Below are 16531 nucleotides of genomic sequence, written 5' to 3'. Positions count from 1 at the left end.
GACAACGAGAAGCTTCTCGGCTATCTGAAGCGGGCGTCGGTCGACCTCCACGAGGCGAACGAACGCATCCGCGAACTGGAGGCCGGCGCGCGGGAGCCCATCGCCATCACCGGCATGGCGTGCCGGCTGCCGGGCGGCGTGTCCACCCCGGAGCAGCTCTTCGACCTGGTCGCCGCCGGCCGGGACGCGGTCGCCGCGCTTCCCGGCGACCGGCAGTGGGGAGACCTGTTCGACCCCGATCCGGACGCGCCCGGCAAGACCTATGTGCGGGAGGGCGGCTTCCTGTACGACGCCGCCGACTTCGACGCGGCGTTCTTCGACGTGTCACCGCGGGAGGCGCTGGCGATCGACCCGCAGCAGCGCCTGCTGCTGGAGCTCACCTGGGAGGCGTTCGAACGGGCCGGGATCGCGCCCCCGGCGGTGCGCGGCAGCCGGACCGGGGTCTTCGCCGGCGTGATGTACAACGACTACGCCTCGCGGCTGCGGGCGGTACCGCCGGAGGCCGAGGGCCACATCGGGACCGCCAGCGCCGGGAGCGTGGCCTCCGGCCGCGTCGCCTACGCCTTCGGACTGCGCGGGCCCGCCGTCTCGGTGGACACCGCGTGCTCCTCGTCGCTGGTGGCCCTGCACCTGGCGAGCCAGGCGCTCCGGCAGGGCGACTGCACCATGGCGCTCGCCGGGGGAGTGGCCCTGATGGCGGCCCCCGGCCCGCTGATCGAGTACAGCCGGCAGCGCGGACTGGCGCGCGACGGCCGGTGCAAGGCGTTCGCGGACTCGGCGGACGGCACCAGCCTGGCCGAGGGAGCGGCGATGCTGCTGCTGGAGCGGCTCTCCGACGCCGAGCGCAACGGCCACCCGGTGCTCGCCGTGATCAGGGGCAGCGCGGTCAACCAGGACGGCGCCAGCAACGGGCTGACCGCGCCCAACGGGCCGTCGCAGGAGTCCGTGATCCGGCAGGCGCTGGAGAACGCGCGGCTGGAGCCGACCGACGTGGACCTGGTGGAGGCGCACGGCACCGGGACGGCGCTGGGCGATCCGATCGAGGCACAGGCGCTGCTGGCGACCTACGGCCGGGACCGGGACGAACCGCTGTGGCTGGGCTCGCTCAAGTCCAACATCGGCCACACCCAGGCCGCCGCCGGCGCCGCCGGGCTGATCAAGACCGTGATGTCGATGCGGCACGGCGTCCTGCCCAGAACGCTGCACGTGCGACAGCCGACCACCCAGGTGGACTGGACCGCGGGGAGGGTCGAACTGCTCACGGAGCAGCGGGCGTGGCCGGACACCGGGCGTGCGCGCCGGGCCGCCGTGTCGTCGTTCGGCGTCAGCGGGACCAACGCGCACGTCATCCTGGAGCACCGCGCGGCACCGGAGACCGCCGCCCGCACCCCCGCACCCGACGGGGCCGCAACCGACGGGGCCGCGCCCGAGCAGGCCGTCCCGGAAGACGACCCCGTCCCGTGGGTGCTGTCCGCGAAGTCCCAGCCCGCACTGCGCGAGCAGGCCGCCCGGCTGCTCCCCGTGGCCGGCACCCACCCCGCCGCGGACATCGGGCACTCGCTGGCGTCCGGCCGCGCCCTGTTCAAGCACCGCGCGGTGGTGGTCGGACGGAACCCGGAGGAGTTCCGCTCCGGGCTCCGGGCGATCGCCTCGGGCGACCTCGCCGACCACGCCGACCACGCCGTGACCGGCACCGCGCGCGGCGGCCCGGTCTGCTTCGTCTTCCCCGGCCAGGGCTCCGAATGGCTGGGCATGGCCACCGAACTGATCGACCAGTCCCCGGTGTTCGCCCGGCGCATGGCGGAGTGCGCAGGCGCCGTCGAGCCGCTGGTGAACTGGAAGCTGACCGACGCGCTGCACGATCCGGCACTGCTGGAACGCATCGACATGCTGCAGCCGACCCGGTGGGCCGTCATGGTGTCCCTGGCCGCCGTGTGGGAGTCCCGCGGTGTCTCGCCCTCCGCCGTGGTCGGCACCAGCCAGGGAGAGGTGGCGGCCGCCAGCGTCGCCGGAGCCCTCACCCTGGAGGAGGGCGCCAGGGTCGTCGTGGTGCGCAGCCGGCTGCTGGCCGAGCGGATCGCGGGGCACGGCAGCACCGCCTCGGCCGCGCTGTCGAAGGAGGAGGCGGAGGACCGGCTGCGGGACCACCCCGGAGTCTCGATCGCGGGGGTGAACGGCCCGCGTTCGGTCCTGGTGTCGGGGGACACCGACGGCGTCCGTGCATTCGTCGACGCCTGCACGGCCGGCGGGGTGCGCTCCCAGGTCGTCGTGAGCAACGTGTCGTCGCACTGCTCGCAGATGGACCAGCTGCACGACGACCTGCTCGCCGGACTCGGCCCGCTCCGCCCGGCGGCCACGGACGTGGCGCTCTACTCGTCGGTGCGGGCCGCCGAGGTCGACGGCCGCGAGCTGGACGCGCACTACTGGTTCGCCAACCTGCGCCGCCCGATCCTGCTGCACGACACCGTGGGCGCGATGCTCGACGCCGGCATCGGCGTGTTCATCGAGGTCAGTCCGCACCCGGTCCTCACCGCCGGCATCCAGGAGTGCGCCGAGGACCGCGGCGCGGACGCTTCCGTCGTCCCCACCCTGCGCCGCGACGAGGGCGGACTGCGGCGGCTGCGGCTGTCGCTGGGCCGCGCGTGGGCCTGCGGAGCCCCCGTCACCTGGCCCTTCCCCGGCGCCCGCCACGTCGGCCTTCCCACCTACCCGTTCCAGCGCACCGCCTACTGGCTCGCGGACACCGGCGCGCCGGAGCACCACCCCGGGGCCGGACTCGACAGCTCGGGGCACCCCCTGCTGCCCGCCGCCGTCGATCTCGGCCCCGACGGCTGCCTGCTCACCGGAAGCCTCGGCCCCACCGGGTGGCTGGCCGACCACATGGTGGCCGGCCACACCGTCGTGCCCGGTACGGCGCTGGTCGAGATGGCCGTGGCGGCGGGGCGGCGAGCGGGCACCGGCAGGCTCGCCGAGCTGACCATCCCCGTCCCGATGGTGCTCCCCGAATCCGGCGCGACAGCCGTCAGCGTCCGCGTCGGCTCCGCCGACGACTCCGGCGCCCGCCCGGTGACGATCTCGTCCCGCGCGGCCGGCAGCGACGCGTGGACCCTGCACGCGGAGGGCCTCCTCGCCGACGAGGCGCAGGAGGACGGCGACAGCCTCGCGGCCTGGCCCCCCGCAGGGGCCCGGCCGATCGACATCACCGGCATGTACGAGCGGATGTCCGGCGCGGGAGTCCACTACGGACCGGCCTTCCGCGGACTGCGGTCGGCCTGGCGGCACGGCGACGACATCCTCGCGGAGGTCGCGCTGCCGGACGAGGACCCCGTCGACGGGTTCGCGTCGCACCCCGCGCTGCTCGACGCCGCGCTGCACGCGCTGGCCGTGGACCGCACCGACGTCCAGCTGCCGTTCACCTGGAGCGACGTCGCCGTACACCGCCCGGCCGGCCACCGCGCACGGGTACGGATCCGCGGGGCCGGGGCCGACACCGCTTCCGTCCTCGTCGCCGACCACACCGGACAGCCCGCCGTGACCGTGGGATCGCTGGTGACCAGGCCGCCCGCGCCCGACAGCCTGAGCCCCCGCGCGCACACCCGGGACGCGCTCTACCGCGTGCTGTGGAAACCGGTCACGGGCACGGCGGCGCACACGCCGGTCGCCCCGGTGCGCCCCGGATCGGTCTCCGAGGCGCTCCGCCTCGTACAGGCACACCTGACGTCCGACGACACCACCGAACTGGTGGTGCTGACGAGCGAGGAGACCGCCGGCGTCCGGGGCCTGCTGCGCGCCGCGCAGTCCGAGCACCCGGGACGGTTCCAGCTCGTCGACTGCGCGGAGCAGGACGAGGACCTCCTGCCCTCCGCCGTGTCCGTGGGGGAGCCGGAGGTGGCCATCCGGGGCGGGGTGCCGCATGTCCGCCGGCTGGCCCGGGTCCTTGAGGCCGGGCAGCGGCAGCCGGGCTTCGACCCCGACGGCACGGTCCTGATCACCGGAGGGACCGGCGTCCTCGGCGGTCTCGTCGCCCGGCACCTGGTGGCCCGGCACGGAGTGCGCCATCTGCTGCTGGTCGGGCGCGGCGGGCGGGCGGACGTGGCGGACATCGAGGCCGACGTGTCCGTGGCGGCCTGCGACGTCTCCGACCGCGACGAGGTACGCAGGACACTCGCCGGAATCCCGGACGACCACCCGCTGACCGCGGTCTTCCATCTGGCGGGGGCGCTCGCGGACACCGTGGTGGAGTCCCTCACCCCCGAGGACCTCACCACGGCGCTCCGGCCGAAGGCCGACGCGGCGTGGATCCTGCACGAACTGACCCGGGAGGTGCCGCTGTCCGCTTTCGTGCTGTTCTCCTCGGCCGCCGGGGTCCTGGGCGGGCCGGGGCAGGCGAACTACGCCGCAGCGAACACCGCCCTCGACGCCCTCGCGGCGCACCGCAGGGAGACGGGCCTGCCCGCACAGTCGCTGGCGTGGGGCCTGTGGGAGCCCCCCACCGGGATGAACGAGCACGTCACGGCGGAAGGGCGCGCCCAGATCGGCAGAACCGGCGTCGACGCGCTCTCGGTATCCGAGGGGCTGGCGCTCCTCGACTGGTCGCTGGCCCTCGACGAGCCGCTGCTGGTGCCCATCCGGCTGAACACCGCCGCGATGCGCGGCCTGCCGGCACCGCCGCTGTTCGAAGACATCCTGGGCGGCCGGCGGAGCGAACGCGCGGCGGCGCCGGACCAGCAGTGGCGGGAACGCCTCGGAGCCGCACCCGAGTCCGACCGCGGCCGGCTGGCCGGCGAACTGGTGGCGGCGACGGCCGCCGCGGTCCTCGGCTACGACCGGAGCGCGGAACTCCCCGCGGACAAGGACTTCCTCGAACTCGGCTTCGACTCGCTGACCGCGATCGAGTTCCGGAACCGGATCAACGACGCGACCGGGCTGCGGCTCCCGGCCGGCGCGATCTTCCAGCACCGCACCCGCGAGGCCCTGGCCGACGCGATCCTCGCGCGGATCCGCCCGGCCGCCCACACCGCCGCACCGGCCGACACCCTGCTCTCACTGTTCCAGAACGCGTGCGAGACCGGCGAGATCAACGGAATGCTGGCCGTGCTCCGGGAGGCGTCCCGCTACCGCCCCGCGTTCGGCGACCTCGACGACCTCGGCGAAATCGGCCCGCTCCCCGGGGCGGAGCGCCTCGGACCGCCCGCCGACGGGCTGCGCGCCGTCTGCCTGCCCTCGGTCATCGCCCCGGCCGGCTCCTACCAGTACGCGCGGTTCGCCGCGGCGCTGCGCGGCCGGATGGACGTCCGAGTCCAGCCCCACCCCGGATACGCGGAGCCGGAACCCCTCCCGGCGACCCGCGAGGCGGCGGTCCGCGCCCAGGCCCAGGCCGTGCGGAACGCCGCCGGCGACGGCCCGTTCGTGGTCGTCGGCTACTCCGCCGGCGGCTGGGTCGCCCATGCCGTCGCCCGCGAACTGGCCAGGACCGGACCGGTCCCGCTGGCCCTGGTGCTGATCGACACCTACGTCCCCGGCAACCCCATCGGCGGAGCGCTGCTCAACGCCATGGTCCGGGGCCTGTACCTGACCCCGGACAGCGCCACCGACGGCCTGCTCACCGGCACCCAGCTCACCGCGATGGGCGGATACATCCGCCTGTTCGACGGCTGGGAGCCCGGGAACCTGGACGTGCCGACCCTGTTCGTCCGCCCGGAGGAGTGCGTGCCGGGAGGCGTGGCCGACCCGTCCGACGAGTGGCGCGCCGTATGGGAACTCCCGCACCGGGACATCACGGCGCAGGGAGATCACTTCTCGATGATGGAGAAACACGTGGAATCCACTGCCAACGCGGTCTACGAGTGTCTGATGTCCCTGCTCGGCGGGATGGGGGAGGAACGATGAGCGAAGCGATCGTCATCGGCGCAGGACCCGGCGGTATCACCATGGCCATGGCGCTGCGCCTGGCCGGGATCGACTGCACCGTCTACGAGCGGGATCCCCACCCGGACACCGGAGAGGGCCATCTCATCAGTCTGGGCACCAACGGCATCAATGCGCTGCGCGCAATCGGAGCCGATGTGTCCGGCATTCCTATTCCCTGGCTCCTGGCATACAGCGGCTCCGGGCACCTGCTGGGCGAGCTCTACAACGGCCCGGCCGACCGCTCGGCCACACCGGGAATTCTCGTCGGCAGGCTGGAGTACCGGCGCCAGCTCTACGATGCCGCTGTGGAACGCGGCGTGCGGTTTGTGCACGGGAAGACCCTGGATTCCTACACGGACGACGGCCGCCGGGTGACGGCCGCCTTCGATGACGGAACCCGGGCTGTGGGCGATGTGCTCATCGGCGCGGACGGTGTGCATTCGAAGACGCGCCGGACGATGTTCCGCAACGCTCCCGATGCCGTCTACACCGGAATGCTGGGGCTGGGTGGGCGCGCGTATACGCCGAGGCTGAAACCGACCCCGCTCGCCACGGTGTGCCTTTTCGGATGGGAGGCGTTCTTCAGCTACCACGTCGAGGACGACCACAGCGCGCACTGGATGACTTTCGCCCCGTGGCCGCGGCCTCCGCACCCGGGTGAGGAATCCGTCCTCACGGATGAGGAGTGGAAGAAATGGCTGCGGAAACTCTTCCGGCGCGATATGTCGCCGATACGGGAGGTGCTCGACCGCAGCCACGGTCCTGTGGATGTGTATCCGGTGTTCGACGTGCGCGGCACGCCGTCCTGGCACAGCGGCCGGGTCGCGCTGATCGGCGACGCCGCGAGGACCGCGCCGCCCAGGATCGGCGTCGGCGCCTCGCTGGCGATGGAGGACGCCGTGGTGGTGGCCAAGTGCCTGCGTGACATCAAGGATCCGCCCCGGGCGTTCGCGGCCTACGAGGAGCAGCGGCAGCAGCGCGTCCGGAGGGTCACCCGGTGGGGGAGGCTCTACGCTCGCCCGCCCAAGGTGAACAGCGCGGCGGGAATGTGGCTGCGGGAAGTGGCCATGCCGCCATTGCTGCGGCTGGCTCCCAGCATCAGCTCAATGGACTGGATCTACGGATATCAGGTGGCGTGGGAAGAGCCCGCACTCCAGGGGCGCGGCAGATGAGTAACCGGGTGATCGCTCTCGGTGACTGTTGATGACTGTTGACATTCCGCCGCACTGCCCTGAATGATGTCGGTACGGATATTTTCGACGATCACTCTGCTCGGCAGTGGCTGTAGTCATCGGCTGGGAGGGGGGGACTCGTGACGCTGGTGTTCCGGTTCGGTGATCTGCTCCGAGAGTTCCGGCTGCGAGCTGGGCTGACACAAGCTGAGCTGGCGCAGCTGTCGGGGGTTTCGGCACGCACGGTCAGCATGCTGGAAACCGGAAAACGTAATACTCCGAGAGTGGCGTCCGCCCGGCTGCTGGCCGACGCCATGTCTTTACAGGCCGACGAGCGCGGTGCATTGCTGGTCGCAAGCCGGGGGAATTGCCGCCCGGGAGAGGAATTTTATCACGCTCCCGCCGGCCCGGTAACGCCGAAGGCACGGAACACCGGCCCCGGTCCACTTCATTGTCTCCCCTACGGCGTGCCGGATTTCGTGGGCCGCGAGAGTGAACTGAGACATCTCTTCCGGCTGGCGTCCGGCTCTTCCAGCGGGTCGGTTCTTATTTCCACGATCCACGGGATGGCCGGCGTCGGGAAAACCGCACTCGCCCTGCACGCCGGCCACGCCCTCGCGGCGGACTTCCCCGACGGACTGCTCTTCTACGACTTGCGGGGATTCCGCCCGGACGCTCGCCCGCGGAGCAGTGAGGAAGCGCTCAACGCGCTCTTCCGTATGATCGGGTTCCCCCCGGAGCGGATACCGGCCACGGTGGACGGCAAGGCGGCGGCGTGGCGCGGGGCGGTGGCGGGCAAGCGGATGCTCCTCGTGCTGGACGACGCCGCCGACGCCGAGCAGGTCCGCCCGCTGCTGCCGGGCACCGCGGGGAACCTGACCATCGTCACCTCCCGGCGCAGGCTCTCCGCGCTGGACGGCGCGACCCCGCTGTCGCTGGACGTGCTCCCGCTCTCCGACGCCATCGACCTCTTCAACCGCATCACGGGCGGCGTTCCGGGCCCCCGCATCGGCAGCCTGGTCGAGATCACCGAGCTGTGCGACCGCCTTCCCCTCGCGGTCCGGATCGCGGCGGCGCGGCTCGCGCACCGCCCGCACTGGACCGTGGAGCACCTGGCCAAACAGCTCAGGCGGAGCAACTGCCGACTGGCAGAGCTGACGTGGGACGACGGGCAGGGCGTCGCCACCGCGCTGAGCGTGTCCTACCGGCGCCTGGGCGCCGACCACCGGAGGCTGTTCCGGACGCTCGGAATCCAGCCGTTCGTCGAGTTCGACACCCAGACCGTGGCGAGGGTCGCCGACATCAGCCCGGAATGGGCCGAAGCGCTGCTGGAAGTCATGGTGGACGAGCACGTCGTGCTGCAACTCGCACCCGGCCGGTACCGCCTCCGGGGCCTGATGCGCGCACTCGCGGAGACGCTGGTACGGGAGTCGGACCTGCTGCGGAGGACGGACAACACCCGCCGGCGCCACCGCCAGTCACTGCGCGAAGCCCTGACCCCCTGACGCCCTGACCACCGTGGGCCCCGCGCGGGCCGCTGACGCCGCGTCGCCGGGCCCGCCCTCGGGCCCCGCCGGAAACTCCGGCGGGGCCCGAGGGCGGACCGGGCCAGGTCCGGCGACCGTGCCGGACCCCGGGTCACCTCACTGCGACCACGTCACCGGCAGATGCTCCAGGCTGCGGAACTGGCGGCCGCGCTTCCAGGTCAGTTCCTCCTCCGGCGCGGCCAGGGCGAGGTCGGGCAGGTGCTGGAGCGTCTTGTTGAGCGCGATCGTCAGCTCCAGCCGGCCGAGCTGCGCACCGAGGCAGCGGTGCGGACCGTGCCCCAGGGTGAGCTGGGGGTTCGGGGACCTGCGGAAGTCCAGCTCGTCGGGGTTCTCGAAGGCTTGCGGATCGCGGTTGGCGGCCGCGTGGTCGATGAACACGGTGTCCCCCGCCTTCACCACGACCCCGGCCATCTCCACGTCCTCGGTCGCGATCTGCGGCATACCGACGGCGGCGTTGATCGGGATGTAGCGCAGCAGCTCCTCGACGGCGGAGTCCACCAGCCCGGGGTCCGCCACCAGCTGCGCATGCTGCTCCGGGTGCTTGAGCAGGGTGTAGACGATGTTCCCGAGCTGGTTCGCCGTCGTCTCATAGCCGCCGATCAGCAGGACGACGCCGTACATGGCGATCTCGTCCTCGCGCAGCCCGCCCTCCTCGTCACCGATCTGCACCAGCGAGGTCAGCAGGTCCTGTCCCGGATCCTGCCGCCGCTTCGCGGCCAGCTCGGACATATAGGCGAGGAGGTTGCGCATACCCCCCTCGGCCTCCTCGGTCGAGTGCGCCGTGACGGAGATCGCCGCGTCGGTCCACTCACGGAACTCGTCCCGGTCCTCATACGACACCCCGAGCAGCTCGCTGATCACCTGGATCGGCAGCGGCCAGGCGAAGTCGTCCACGAGGTCCGCGGGCGGGCCGGTTTCGGCGATCTTGACCAGCAGATCGTCGGCGAGCCCCTCGATCCACGGGCGCAGCGCCTCGATCCGCTTGGCGGTGAACGCCTTCATCACCAGGCGCCGCTGCCTGGTGTGCTCCGGCGGGTCCATCATCGGGAGGCTGAGGTTGGTGTTGAGCCGCTCCACCGCACGCGGCACATCCGCGTTGATCGCGGCAGCCCTGCTGAACCGCGAGTCGGTCATCACCGCACGCACATCCGCGTGCCGCCGGGCGAGCCATGCGTCACCGCCGTACGGCAGGTGCACCCGCGCCAGCGGCTCCCCCTCCGCCATCCCGGTGGTCTCTCTGTCCTTCTCCAGCCGGTCGTAAGGGGGGAACGGGTAGTCGAACTGCGGCTCTCGGTTGTTCATCGGCATTGCCCCATCAGTATCGAATGGACATGTCCTGTACACCGGCCACAGGGAGCAGCGGGCCAAAAGCCTCGGCCGCTTCCCCGGCCAACCCGAGTGGGAACCCTGCGAATTCGAGCTTAGTGGCGGTTGACGACGGTGTGTCCGACGTTGGCATGACGTTTGTCTGATCCTCGGACGCGCCGCGGGAGGCGGATTCGGTGCGCGAGCCGAAAGGCCGGGAATCCCCCGGGCGACCGCACCGGAGCCGCCCTCCTGCACCCGTCGGCGACCCTCCGTGACCAGGGGGCTGCGACCGGGCGGGGGCCCGGCGTGCCGGACATCGCCCGGTGGGGGACTTTCGGCCCTGTGGACGGGGCCCGGTGCCGTCCCACGCTGGAAGGGAAGGAACCGTCCGGCGATGGGCTGGAGGCCGACTCATGAGCGCAGGTGATCCGCAGCCCGCTTCCGACCCTCCTCCGCCGCGCCCGGGGCGCTTCCCGGCGCGGGAGAACCCGCTGCGGCGGCCGTGCGACCGGGCCGAGTCCCGGCTGAACTGCCTCCTGCTGCTCGTCCTCGTCATCGGGCTGCCGTGGTCCGCGGTCGGCGTGGGCCTGGCGGCGTACGACTCCTCGATGCGCACCATGCGGGCCCAGACGGCGGAGCGGCACCAGGTCACCGCCGAGCTGACCTCGGTTCGCCGGGACAGCACGCCGGGCGGCACGGACCAGGCGCGGGTCCGCTGGACGGAGCGCACGGGCGTCGAGCACGAGGGCAGCGCTCCCGTGGAGCCGGGTACCCGGGTGGGAACCTCCATACGGATCTGGGTGGACCGCGACGGCAACGTCGTACGCCCGCCCATGACCGCACTCGACGCGAAGGCCGCCGGCTGGGCCATGGGCGGCCTGACGGCGGTCGCCGGGACCGCCGGCTACGCCGCGGCACGGGCCGCCACCCGGCACGCGATGGACCGGTGGCGGTATGCGCAGTGGGACGCCGAGTGGGACCTGGTGGAGCCCGTGTGGTCCGCGCGCTTCTCCCGGTGACAGCCGGCCGGACCGGACCGGCGGGCGGCCTCAGGCTCCGGGGCGCGGCGTTGCCGCCAGCGACCCGAGGAGCGCGAGGGCCTCGCTGCTGGGCGAGGCCGGCTCGGCGTGGTAGACGACCAGTTCCTGGCCGGGCGCCGTGCGGACGTCGAAGGTCTGCATGGTGAGGGTCAGCGGCCCCACCGCGGGGTGCTCGAAGCGCTTGCGCTCCAGCGCCTTGCCGCGGGCGTCGTGGCGGGACCACAGGCCGGCGAACTCGGCGCTGGACTCCAGCAGTTCGGACAGCACCTCGCGCACCCTCGGGTCGTCCGGGTCCGCGCCGTGGCCGAGCCGGAAGCCGGCCACGGAATTGCGTGCGACGTCCTGCCAGTCACGGTAGAACGCGCGGGCCGCCGGATCGGTGAACACGATGTGCAAGAGGTTGTGCGAGTGCGTCCAGCCGTGGAAGAGCGCGTCGGCGATGGCGTTGGACGCCAGGACGTCATAGGCGCGGTTGTAGACGATCGCCGGGTTGTGCGGCCACGCGTCCATCAGCGCCAGCAGGCTCGGCTCGACGCGGACGGGCACCGCGGCGGCGCGGGCGCGCGGGCCGACACCGGCGAGCCGGAACAGGTGCACACGGCCGTCCTCGTCCAGCCGCAGCGCCGCGGCCAGCGCGTCGAGCACCTGCGCTGACGGATGGCGCTCCCGGCCCTGTTCGAGGCGCACGTAGTAGTCGGCGCTGACCCCGGCGAGCAGCGCCACCTCCTCGCGCCGCAGCCCGGGTACCCGGCGGAGCCCCGTGGCGGGGAGGTTCACCTCGGCCGGGGTGACCGCGCCGCGCCGGGCGGCGAGGTACCCGCTGAACTCGGAACGCGTCATGCCGGCCAGGGTAGCCGCGGGCCGGCCGCTCTTCCTGGGTGCGCTGCACCCAGGAGGCTGCAACCCAGGAGGAGGCCGCCCCTCCCGCGGCCGCCCCTGCGGGGTCAGTCTCGATGCCGCGGCCGCTGACGACACCGTCCGCGCCGGGCCCCTCCGCCCGCCCGCACCGGGCCGCACAGGAACCGAAACGGAGACACCTTGACCGCATCACAGCACCGCCCCGCGGCCCCCGCGGGGTGGGACCTCACCGGACGGGTCGCCGTCGTGACCGGAGCCGCCCGCGGCATCGGCCACGCCACCGCCGTGCTCCTGCGCGCCCGCGGCGCCCGCCTGGTCGTCACCGACCGGTTCGGGGCCGTCGAGGAACTCGCCGCGCAGGACCCCGACGCCATCGCCGCGCTCGTCGGCGACGCCGCCGACGAGGAGCTCGCGCGGGAGACCGCGGCGCTCGCGGCGGACCGCTACGGCCGGCTGGACATCCTGGTCAACAACGCCGGCCGGACGCTGAACAAGCCGGTCACCGCCACCACCGTGGAGGAGTTCGACGAGATCCTGCGCGTCAACGCCCGCGGCAACTTCGTCCAGGCCCGCGAGGCGTTCCGCGCCATGGAGGCCGGTGGCGGCGGCGCGATCGTCTCGATCGCCTCCGTCTCGTCGCTCGTCGCCTTCGCCACCCAGACGGCCTACGCCGCCTCCAAGGGGGCCCTGGCCCAGATCACCCGCGTGCTGGCGATCGAGGGCGGCCCCCACGGCATCCGCTCCAACGCCGTGCTCCCCGGCGTCATCGACACCGACATCATGGACGGCGTCGTCGACAACGGCCGCGAGATGCTCGCCTCGTTCGGCCCCGCCCATCCCATCGGACGGATCGGACGCCCGGACGAGGTCGCGGAAGCCGTGGCCTTCCTCGCCTCCGATGCGGCCTCCTTCATCACCGGCGCCCTCGTGGCCGTCGACGGCGGCTGGACCGCGCAGTGACACGACCCGGGCGCGGCGGCGCTCAGCGCGGAATCGCCCAGCCCGGCACCCAGGTCCCGGCGGTGTCCCGGCCGGCCGCCGCAGCGGCGAGATGGGCGCGGAGGGCGGCCAGCGCGGGGTGCGGGTTGTCGCGGTGCCACAGCAGGGAGTGCGGGTAGACGGGCGCCGGGTCGGTCACGGGGATGCGGCGCAGGTCGTGGCCGGCCGGCCAGACCAGGCGGGTGCGCTCGCCCATGAAGGTGGCCAGGGCCGGGGTGTCCGCGATGGTGTCCAGCAGCGCGTCGGAGCCGAAGTTGGGGCCGGTCGCCTCGATGGAGAGGCCGAACTCGGCGACCAGGTCGTCGTAGTAGGCGGCCCACTCGGTTCCGGGGACGATGCCGGGCATCCAGATCCGGTGCCCGGCGAGCCGGGCGAGGGGCACGGACCGGGCGCCCGCCAGGGCGTGTGCGGGGCCGGTGAGGAGCTGGAGCGGCTCGTCGAGCACCCGGACCGCTGCGATGTCCTCGGGGAGGGGCCGCCCGGGTGCGACGACGGCGCGGAAGGACGCGTCGATCGAACCGGAGCGGATGGCGGCCACGGCCGTCTCGATGTCGAACAGCATCAGCACATCGAGTTCGATCTCGGGGTGGGCGCGGTGGAATCCGCGCATCAGGCCCGTCGCCGCGACGCGCGAGGCGATCACGTCGACGCGCAGCGGGCGGCGGCCGGTGCGCACGGACGCGGCAGCGCGCTCGGCGGCGGACAGCAGTTCGCGCGCGTGCGGCAGGAACGCCTGCCCGTCGATGGTCAGCTCGGCGCCGCGCGCGGTGCGGGTGAACAGCCGCACGCCGAGGTTGCGCTCCAGCGCGGCGATGCGCTTGGAGACGGCCTGCTGGGTGACCGCCAGCTCGGCGGCCGCCTCCTGGAACTGCCTCGCGTCGGCGGCGGCGACGAAGGTCCGGACGGTGTCGAGGTCCATACCGGCACCCTACGGCCCCCGGCCACAACCACTGGTTGTGGCCGGACGGCCCTGCGGTTGTTTGCTCTCCAGGTCCAGTGCTCGCTTTCATACCTGCGATCGCGAATCGGTTGTACGCACGAGGGACGAGAGACGAGGGCGAGGGCGAGTGGCGAGGGTGTGGACCAGGGGCGGGACCCGCCGGCTGGGACGGCAGTTCGCATGGCTGTGGGGGGCGTACGGGACCAGCGCGCTCGGCACCGGGCTCGCCTTCGGCGCGTTCCCGCTGATCGCCGTCCGGGTGCTGGGCGCCGGACCGGCCGAGGTCGCCGCGCTCGCCTCCGTGGGAGCCGCGGTGGGCGCGGTCGCGGCGGTGCCGCTCGGCCCGTGGGTGGAGTTCCGCCGCAAGCGGCCGGTGCTGATCGCGGCGGACCTGGCGCGGTGCGCGGCACTGCTGACGGTCCCCGCAGCGTTCGCTCTCGGCGGGCTCACCCTTCTTCAGCTGCTGCTGGTCTCGGCCGTCGTCACGGCCGCCGACATCACCTTCCGCGCCGCCTCCGGCGCGTACCTGAAGACGCTGCTGCCGGCCGGCGACCTGCTCGTCGCCAACGCCCGGTTCGAGTCCACCACCTGGACGACCACGGTCATCGGACCGCCGCTGGGCGGCGCGGCGACCGGCCTCCTCGGCCCGGTGGCGACGGTGGCGGCCGACGCGGCCAGCCACCTGCTCTCGGCCCTGGGCATCCGCGCGATGGGCGGGCACGAGCCGCGGCCCGAACGCCGGGCGGCCGCGCGGGCGCGGGCCGGGGACCTCCTCGACGGCTGGCGGTACATCCTCGCCGACGCGCCGCTGCGTGCGCTGTTCTTCAACACGGTCCTGTTCAACGGCCTGCTGATGGCCACCTCGCCGCTGCTGGCCGTCCTGATGCTCGGCCGCCTCGGATTCGCCCCGTGGCAGTACGGCCTCGCCTTCGCCGCGCCCTCGGTCGGCGGGCTGCTCGGCGCGCGGCTGGCCCGGCCGCTGGCCGCCCGGTTCGGCCGGCACCGGGTCCTGACCGCGGCCGGGACGCTGCGCGCGCTCTGGCCCCTCGGCCTGGCCTTCCCGGGACCGGGCACCCCGGGGCTGCTGCTGGTACTGGGCGTCGAGCTCGGGCTGATCTTCAGCTGCGGGGTCTTCAACCCCGTACACGCCGCCTACCGCCTCGAACGCACCGCAGCCGGCCGGGTCACCCGCACCCTGACCGCCTGGACGGTGACGACGAAGGCCGCGACCGCCCTCCTGACGGCCCTCTGGGGCGTGCTGGGCAGCCTGCTCGGACCCCGTACGGCCATCGGCCTGGCCGGCGTGCTCCTGCTGGCGACCCCGCTGCTGCTCCCGCGCCGCGCGGTGGCGCTCCCCGAGCCGGATCCGGTGCCGCCCGGCCGCACCTGACGGGCCGGGGCGCAGCCGGGTCCGCCGCCCTGTTCAGGCGCTCGGCAGGGTGAGGATGTCGGCTCCGTCGTCGGTGACGGCGATCGTGTGCTCGCTGTGCGCTGTCCGGCAGCCTGTCGCACTGCGGAGCGTCCACCCGTCGGCGTCGGTGAGGAGCTCAGCGGTGTCCGCCATGACCCACGGCTCCAGCGCCAGCAGCAGACCGGGACGCAGCTGGTATCCGCGGCCGGGCCGTCCGGTGTTCGCGATGTGCGGGTCCTGGTGCATCGTCGAGCCGATGCCGTGGCCTCCGAACTGGGTGTTGATCGGATACCCCGCCTCGCTGAGGACCGTGCCGATGGCATGGGAGATGTCCCCGATGCGGGCCCCGGGCCCGGCGGCGGCGATCCCCGCGGCCAGCGCGCGCTCGGTGGTAGTGATCATCGCGACGCTCTCCGGGGGCTGTGCGCCGCCCACGAGGAAGCTGATGGCGGAGTCCGCGGCGACTCCGCCCCGGGAGACGGCGAGGTCCAGCGTCAGCAGATCGCCGTCGGCAAGCGCATAGTCGTACGGCCGGCCGTGGAGCACGGCGTCGTTGACGGCCGTGCAGATGTAGTGGCCGAACGGGCCGCGCCCGAAGGACGGCGCGTAGTCGACGTAGCAGGACTGCGCCCCCGCCTCGACGATCATGGCCTGGGCCCACCGGTCGATGTCCAGCAGGTTCGTGCCGACGGTGCTCCGGCTCTTCAGCGTCTGCAGGATGTCACCGACCAGGGCACCGGTGTCCCGTGCACGGGCCAGCAGGGTGGGGTTCAGGATCTCGATCACGGGGCGCCCTTCTCGTGCAACCAATAACTATACCGGCCATACTATACCGGTACTAGAATCGGAGTCATGGTCAGGTTGCCGCTCACTCCCGAAGAGGTCGAACGCGGACAGCGCCTCGGCGCCCTCCTCCGCCGCGCCAGAGGAGAGCGCTCGATGCTCGACGTCGCGCTCGACGCACGGGTCTCACCGGAGACCCTCAGGAAGATCGAGTCGGGCCGGGTGGCCACCCCCGCCTTCCCGACCATCGCGGCGATCGCCGACGTCCTCGGCCTCTCCCTCGACATGCTCTGGGCCGAGATCAGCCGGCCCGAACACGCCGGAGGACCGGCAGGCTCCGCCCGCCACGCCCGCGAGCAGCTCACCCCGTAGCCCCCGGCGGCACGGGGGGGGGATTCCCGCCGTGCGGAACGGGGGGACAGCCGGAGGGTGTTGCGCGGCCGGCGCCGATAGCCTCCCGGCCCATGACAACCCCCGCGCCGCGCGCCACCCGCCGGACCCTGCTCACGCTCGGCACCTCGGCAGCCGCCGCACCCTGGCTGGCCGCGGCCCCGGCCACCGCC

10 protein-coding genes and 2 pseudogenes are annotated in these 16531 nt (G+C 73.3%); 8 read left to right on the top strand and 4 right to left on the bottom strand.

The genetic code is table 11. The features are described from left to right. Window positions 1-24 precede the first annotated feature (24 nt). The 4 genes and pseudogenes from G5C65_RS02440 to G5C65_RS02430 form a co-directional block, all read left to right on the top strand. A pseudogene (locus G5C65_RS02440) lies at window positions 25-5823 on the top strand (beta-ketoacyl synthase N-terminal-like domain-containing protein); the annotation flags it as partial. A 62-nt stretch (window positions 5824-5885) separates the two neighbouring features. Beyond that, window positions 5886-7082, top strand: coding sequence for an FAD-dependent oxidoreductase (locus G5C65_RS02435; protein ID WP_165296901.1), 1197 nt, complete (start codon window positions 5886-5888; stop codon window positions 7080-7082). A 140-nt stretch (window positions 7083-7222) separates the two neighbouring features. Next, window positions 7223-7417, top strand: a pseudogene (locus tag G5C65_RS40645) (helix-turn-helix transcriptional regulator); the annotation flags it as partial. 231 nt (window positions 7418-7648) lie between these two features. Next, a complete protein-coding gene (locus G5C65_RS02430) occupies window positions 7649-8587 on the top strand; it encodes a hypothetical protein (protein ID WP_241265504.1) in 939 nt (312 codons plus the stop codon). Between the two features lie 138 nt (window positions 8588-8725). Here G5C65_RS02430 and G5C65_RS02425 read toward each other — a convergent pair whose 3' ends face one another. Then, a complete protein-coding gene (locus G5C65_RS02425; protein WP_165296899.1) occupies window positions 8726-9931 on the bottom strand; it encodes a cytochrome P450 in 1206 nt (401 codons plus the stop codon). A 419-nt stretch (window positions 9932-10350) separates the two neighbouring features. On the opposite strand from G5C65_RS02425, the gene G5C65_RS02420 reads away from it, so the two are divergent. After that, window positions 10351-10956: an Rv1733c family protein gene (locus G5C65_RS02420; protein ID WP_165296898.1), complete on the top strand. Its 606-nt coding sequence runs from the start codon at window positions 10351-10353 to the stop codon at window positions 10954-10956. Window positions 10957-10986: 30 nt separating this feature from the next. Here G5C65_RS02420 and G5C65_RS02415 read toward each other — a convergent pair whose 3' ends face one another. Then, complete coding sequence (locus G5C65_RS02415) at window positions 10987-11817, bottom strand: helix-turn-helix domain-containing protein (protein ID WP_420903262.1); 831 nt, start codon at window positions 11815-11817, stop codon at window positions 10987-10989. A 198-nt stretch (window positions 11818-12015) separates the two neighbouring features. On the opposite strand from G5C65_RS02415, the gene G5C65_RS02410 reads away from it, so the two are divergent. After that, the gene (locus tag G5C65_RS02410; protein ID WP_165296897.1) at window positions 12016-12795 is read left to right on the top strand and encodes an SDR family NAD(P)-dependent oxidoreductase; all 780 of its coding nucleotides are present in this window, start codon (window positions 12016-12018) and stop codon (window positions 12793-12795) included. A 22-nt stretch (window positions 12796-12817) separates the two neighbouring features. Here G5C65_RS02410 and G5C65_RS02405 read toward each other — a convergent pair whose 3' ends face one another. After that, window positions 12818-13753, bottom strand: coding sequence for a LysR family transcriptional regulator (locus G5C65_RS02405; protein ID WP_165296896.1), 936 nt, complete (start codon window positions 13751-13753; stop codon window positions 12818-12820). Between the two features lie 148 nt (window positions 13754-13901). Between G5C65_RS02405 and G5C65_RS02400 the strand changes: the two genes are divergently transcribed. Continuing rightward, window positions 13902-15164 (top strand): MFS transporter, encoded by a 1263-nt coding sequence (locus G5C65_RS02400; RefSeq protein ID WP_165296895.1) that lies wholly within the window; start codon window positions 13902-13904, stop codon window positions 15162-15164. 33 nt (window positions 15165-15197) lie between these two features. On the opposite strand, the gene map is transcribed toward G5C65_RS02400, so the two are convergent. After that, a complete protein-coding gene (map, locus tag G5C65_RS02395; protein WP_165296894.1) occupies window positions 15198-15971 on the bottom strand; it encodes a type I methionyl aminopeptidase in 774 nt (257 codons plus the stop codon). Between the two features lie 66 nt (window positions 15972-16037). Between map and G5C65_RS02390 the strand changes: the two genes are divergently transcribed. Beyond that, complete coding sequence (locus tag G5C65_RS02390; protein ID WP_165296893.1) at window positions 16038-16340, top strand: helix-turn-helix transcriptional regulator; 303 nt, start codon at window positions 16038-16040, stop codon at window positions 16338-16340. Window positions 16341-16531 lie beyond the last annotated feature (191 nt).

This window comes from Streptomyces boncukensis (genome assembly GCF_011045075.1).
Classification (GTDB): Bacteria; Actinomycetota; Actinomycetes; order Streptomycetales; family Streptomycetaceae; genus Streptomyces; species Streptomyces boncukensis.
Note: the sequence above shows the minus strand (reverse complement) of the source record. Positions and strands in the feature narration are given on the sequence as shown.

Bases quoted from the DNA above. Each gene is read 5' to 3' on its own strand.
- G5C65_RS02430 (WP_241265504.1), top strand. From the start codon at position 7,649: ATGGCCGGCGTCGGGAAAACCGCACTCGCCCTGCACGCCGGCCACGCC.
- G5C65_RS02390 (WP_165296893.1), top strand. From the start codon at position 16,038: ATGGTCAGGTTGCCGCTCACTCCCGAAGAGGTCGAACGCGGACAGCGC.
- G5C65_RS02420 (WP_165296898.1), top strand. From the start codon at position 10,351: ATGAGCGCAGGTGATCCGCAGCCCGCTTCCGACCCTCCTCCGCCGCGC.
- G5C65_RS02425 (WP_165296899.1), bottom strand. From the start codon at position 9,931: ATGAACAACCGAGAGCCGCAGTTCGACTACCCGTTCCCCCCTTACGAC.
- G5C65_RS02405 (WP_165296896.1), bottom strand. From the start codon at position 13,753: ATGGACCTCGACACCGTCCGGACCTTCGTCGCCGCCGCCGACGCGAGG.
- G5C65_RS02415 (WP_420903262.1), bottom strand. From the start codon at position 11,817: ATGACGCGTTCCGAGTTCAGCGGGTACCTCGCCGCCCGGCGCGGCGCG.
- G5C65_RS02435 (WP_165296901.1), top strand. From the start codon at position 5,886: ATGAGCGAAGCGATCGTCATCGGCGCAGGACCCGGCGGTATCACCATG.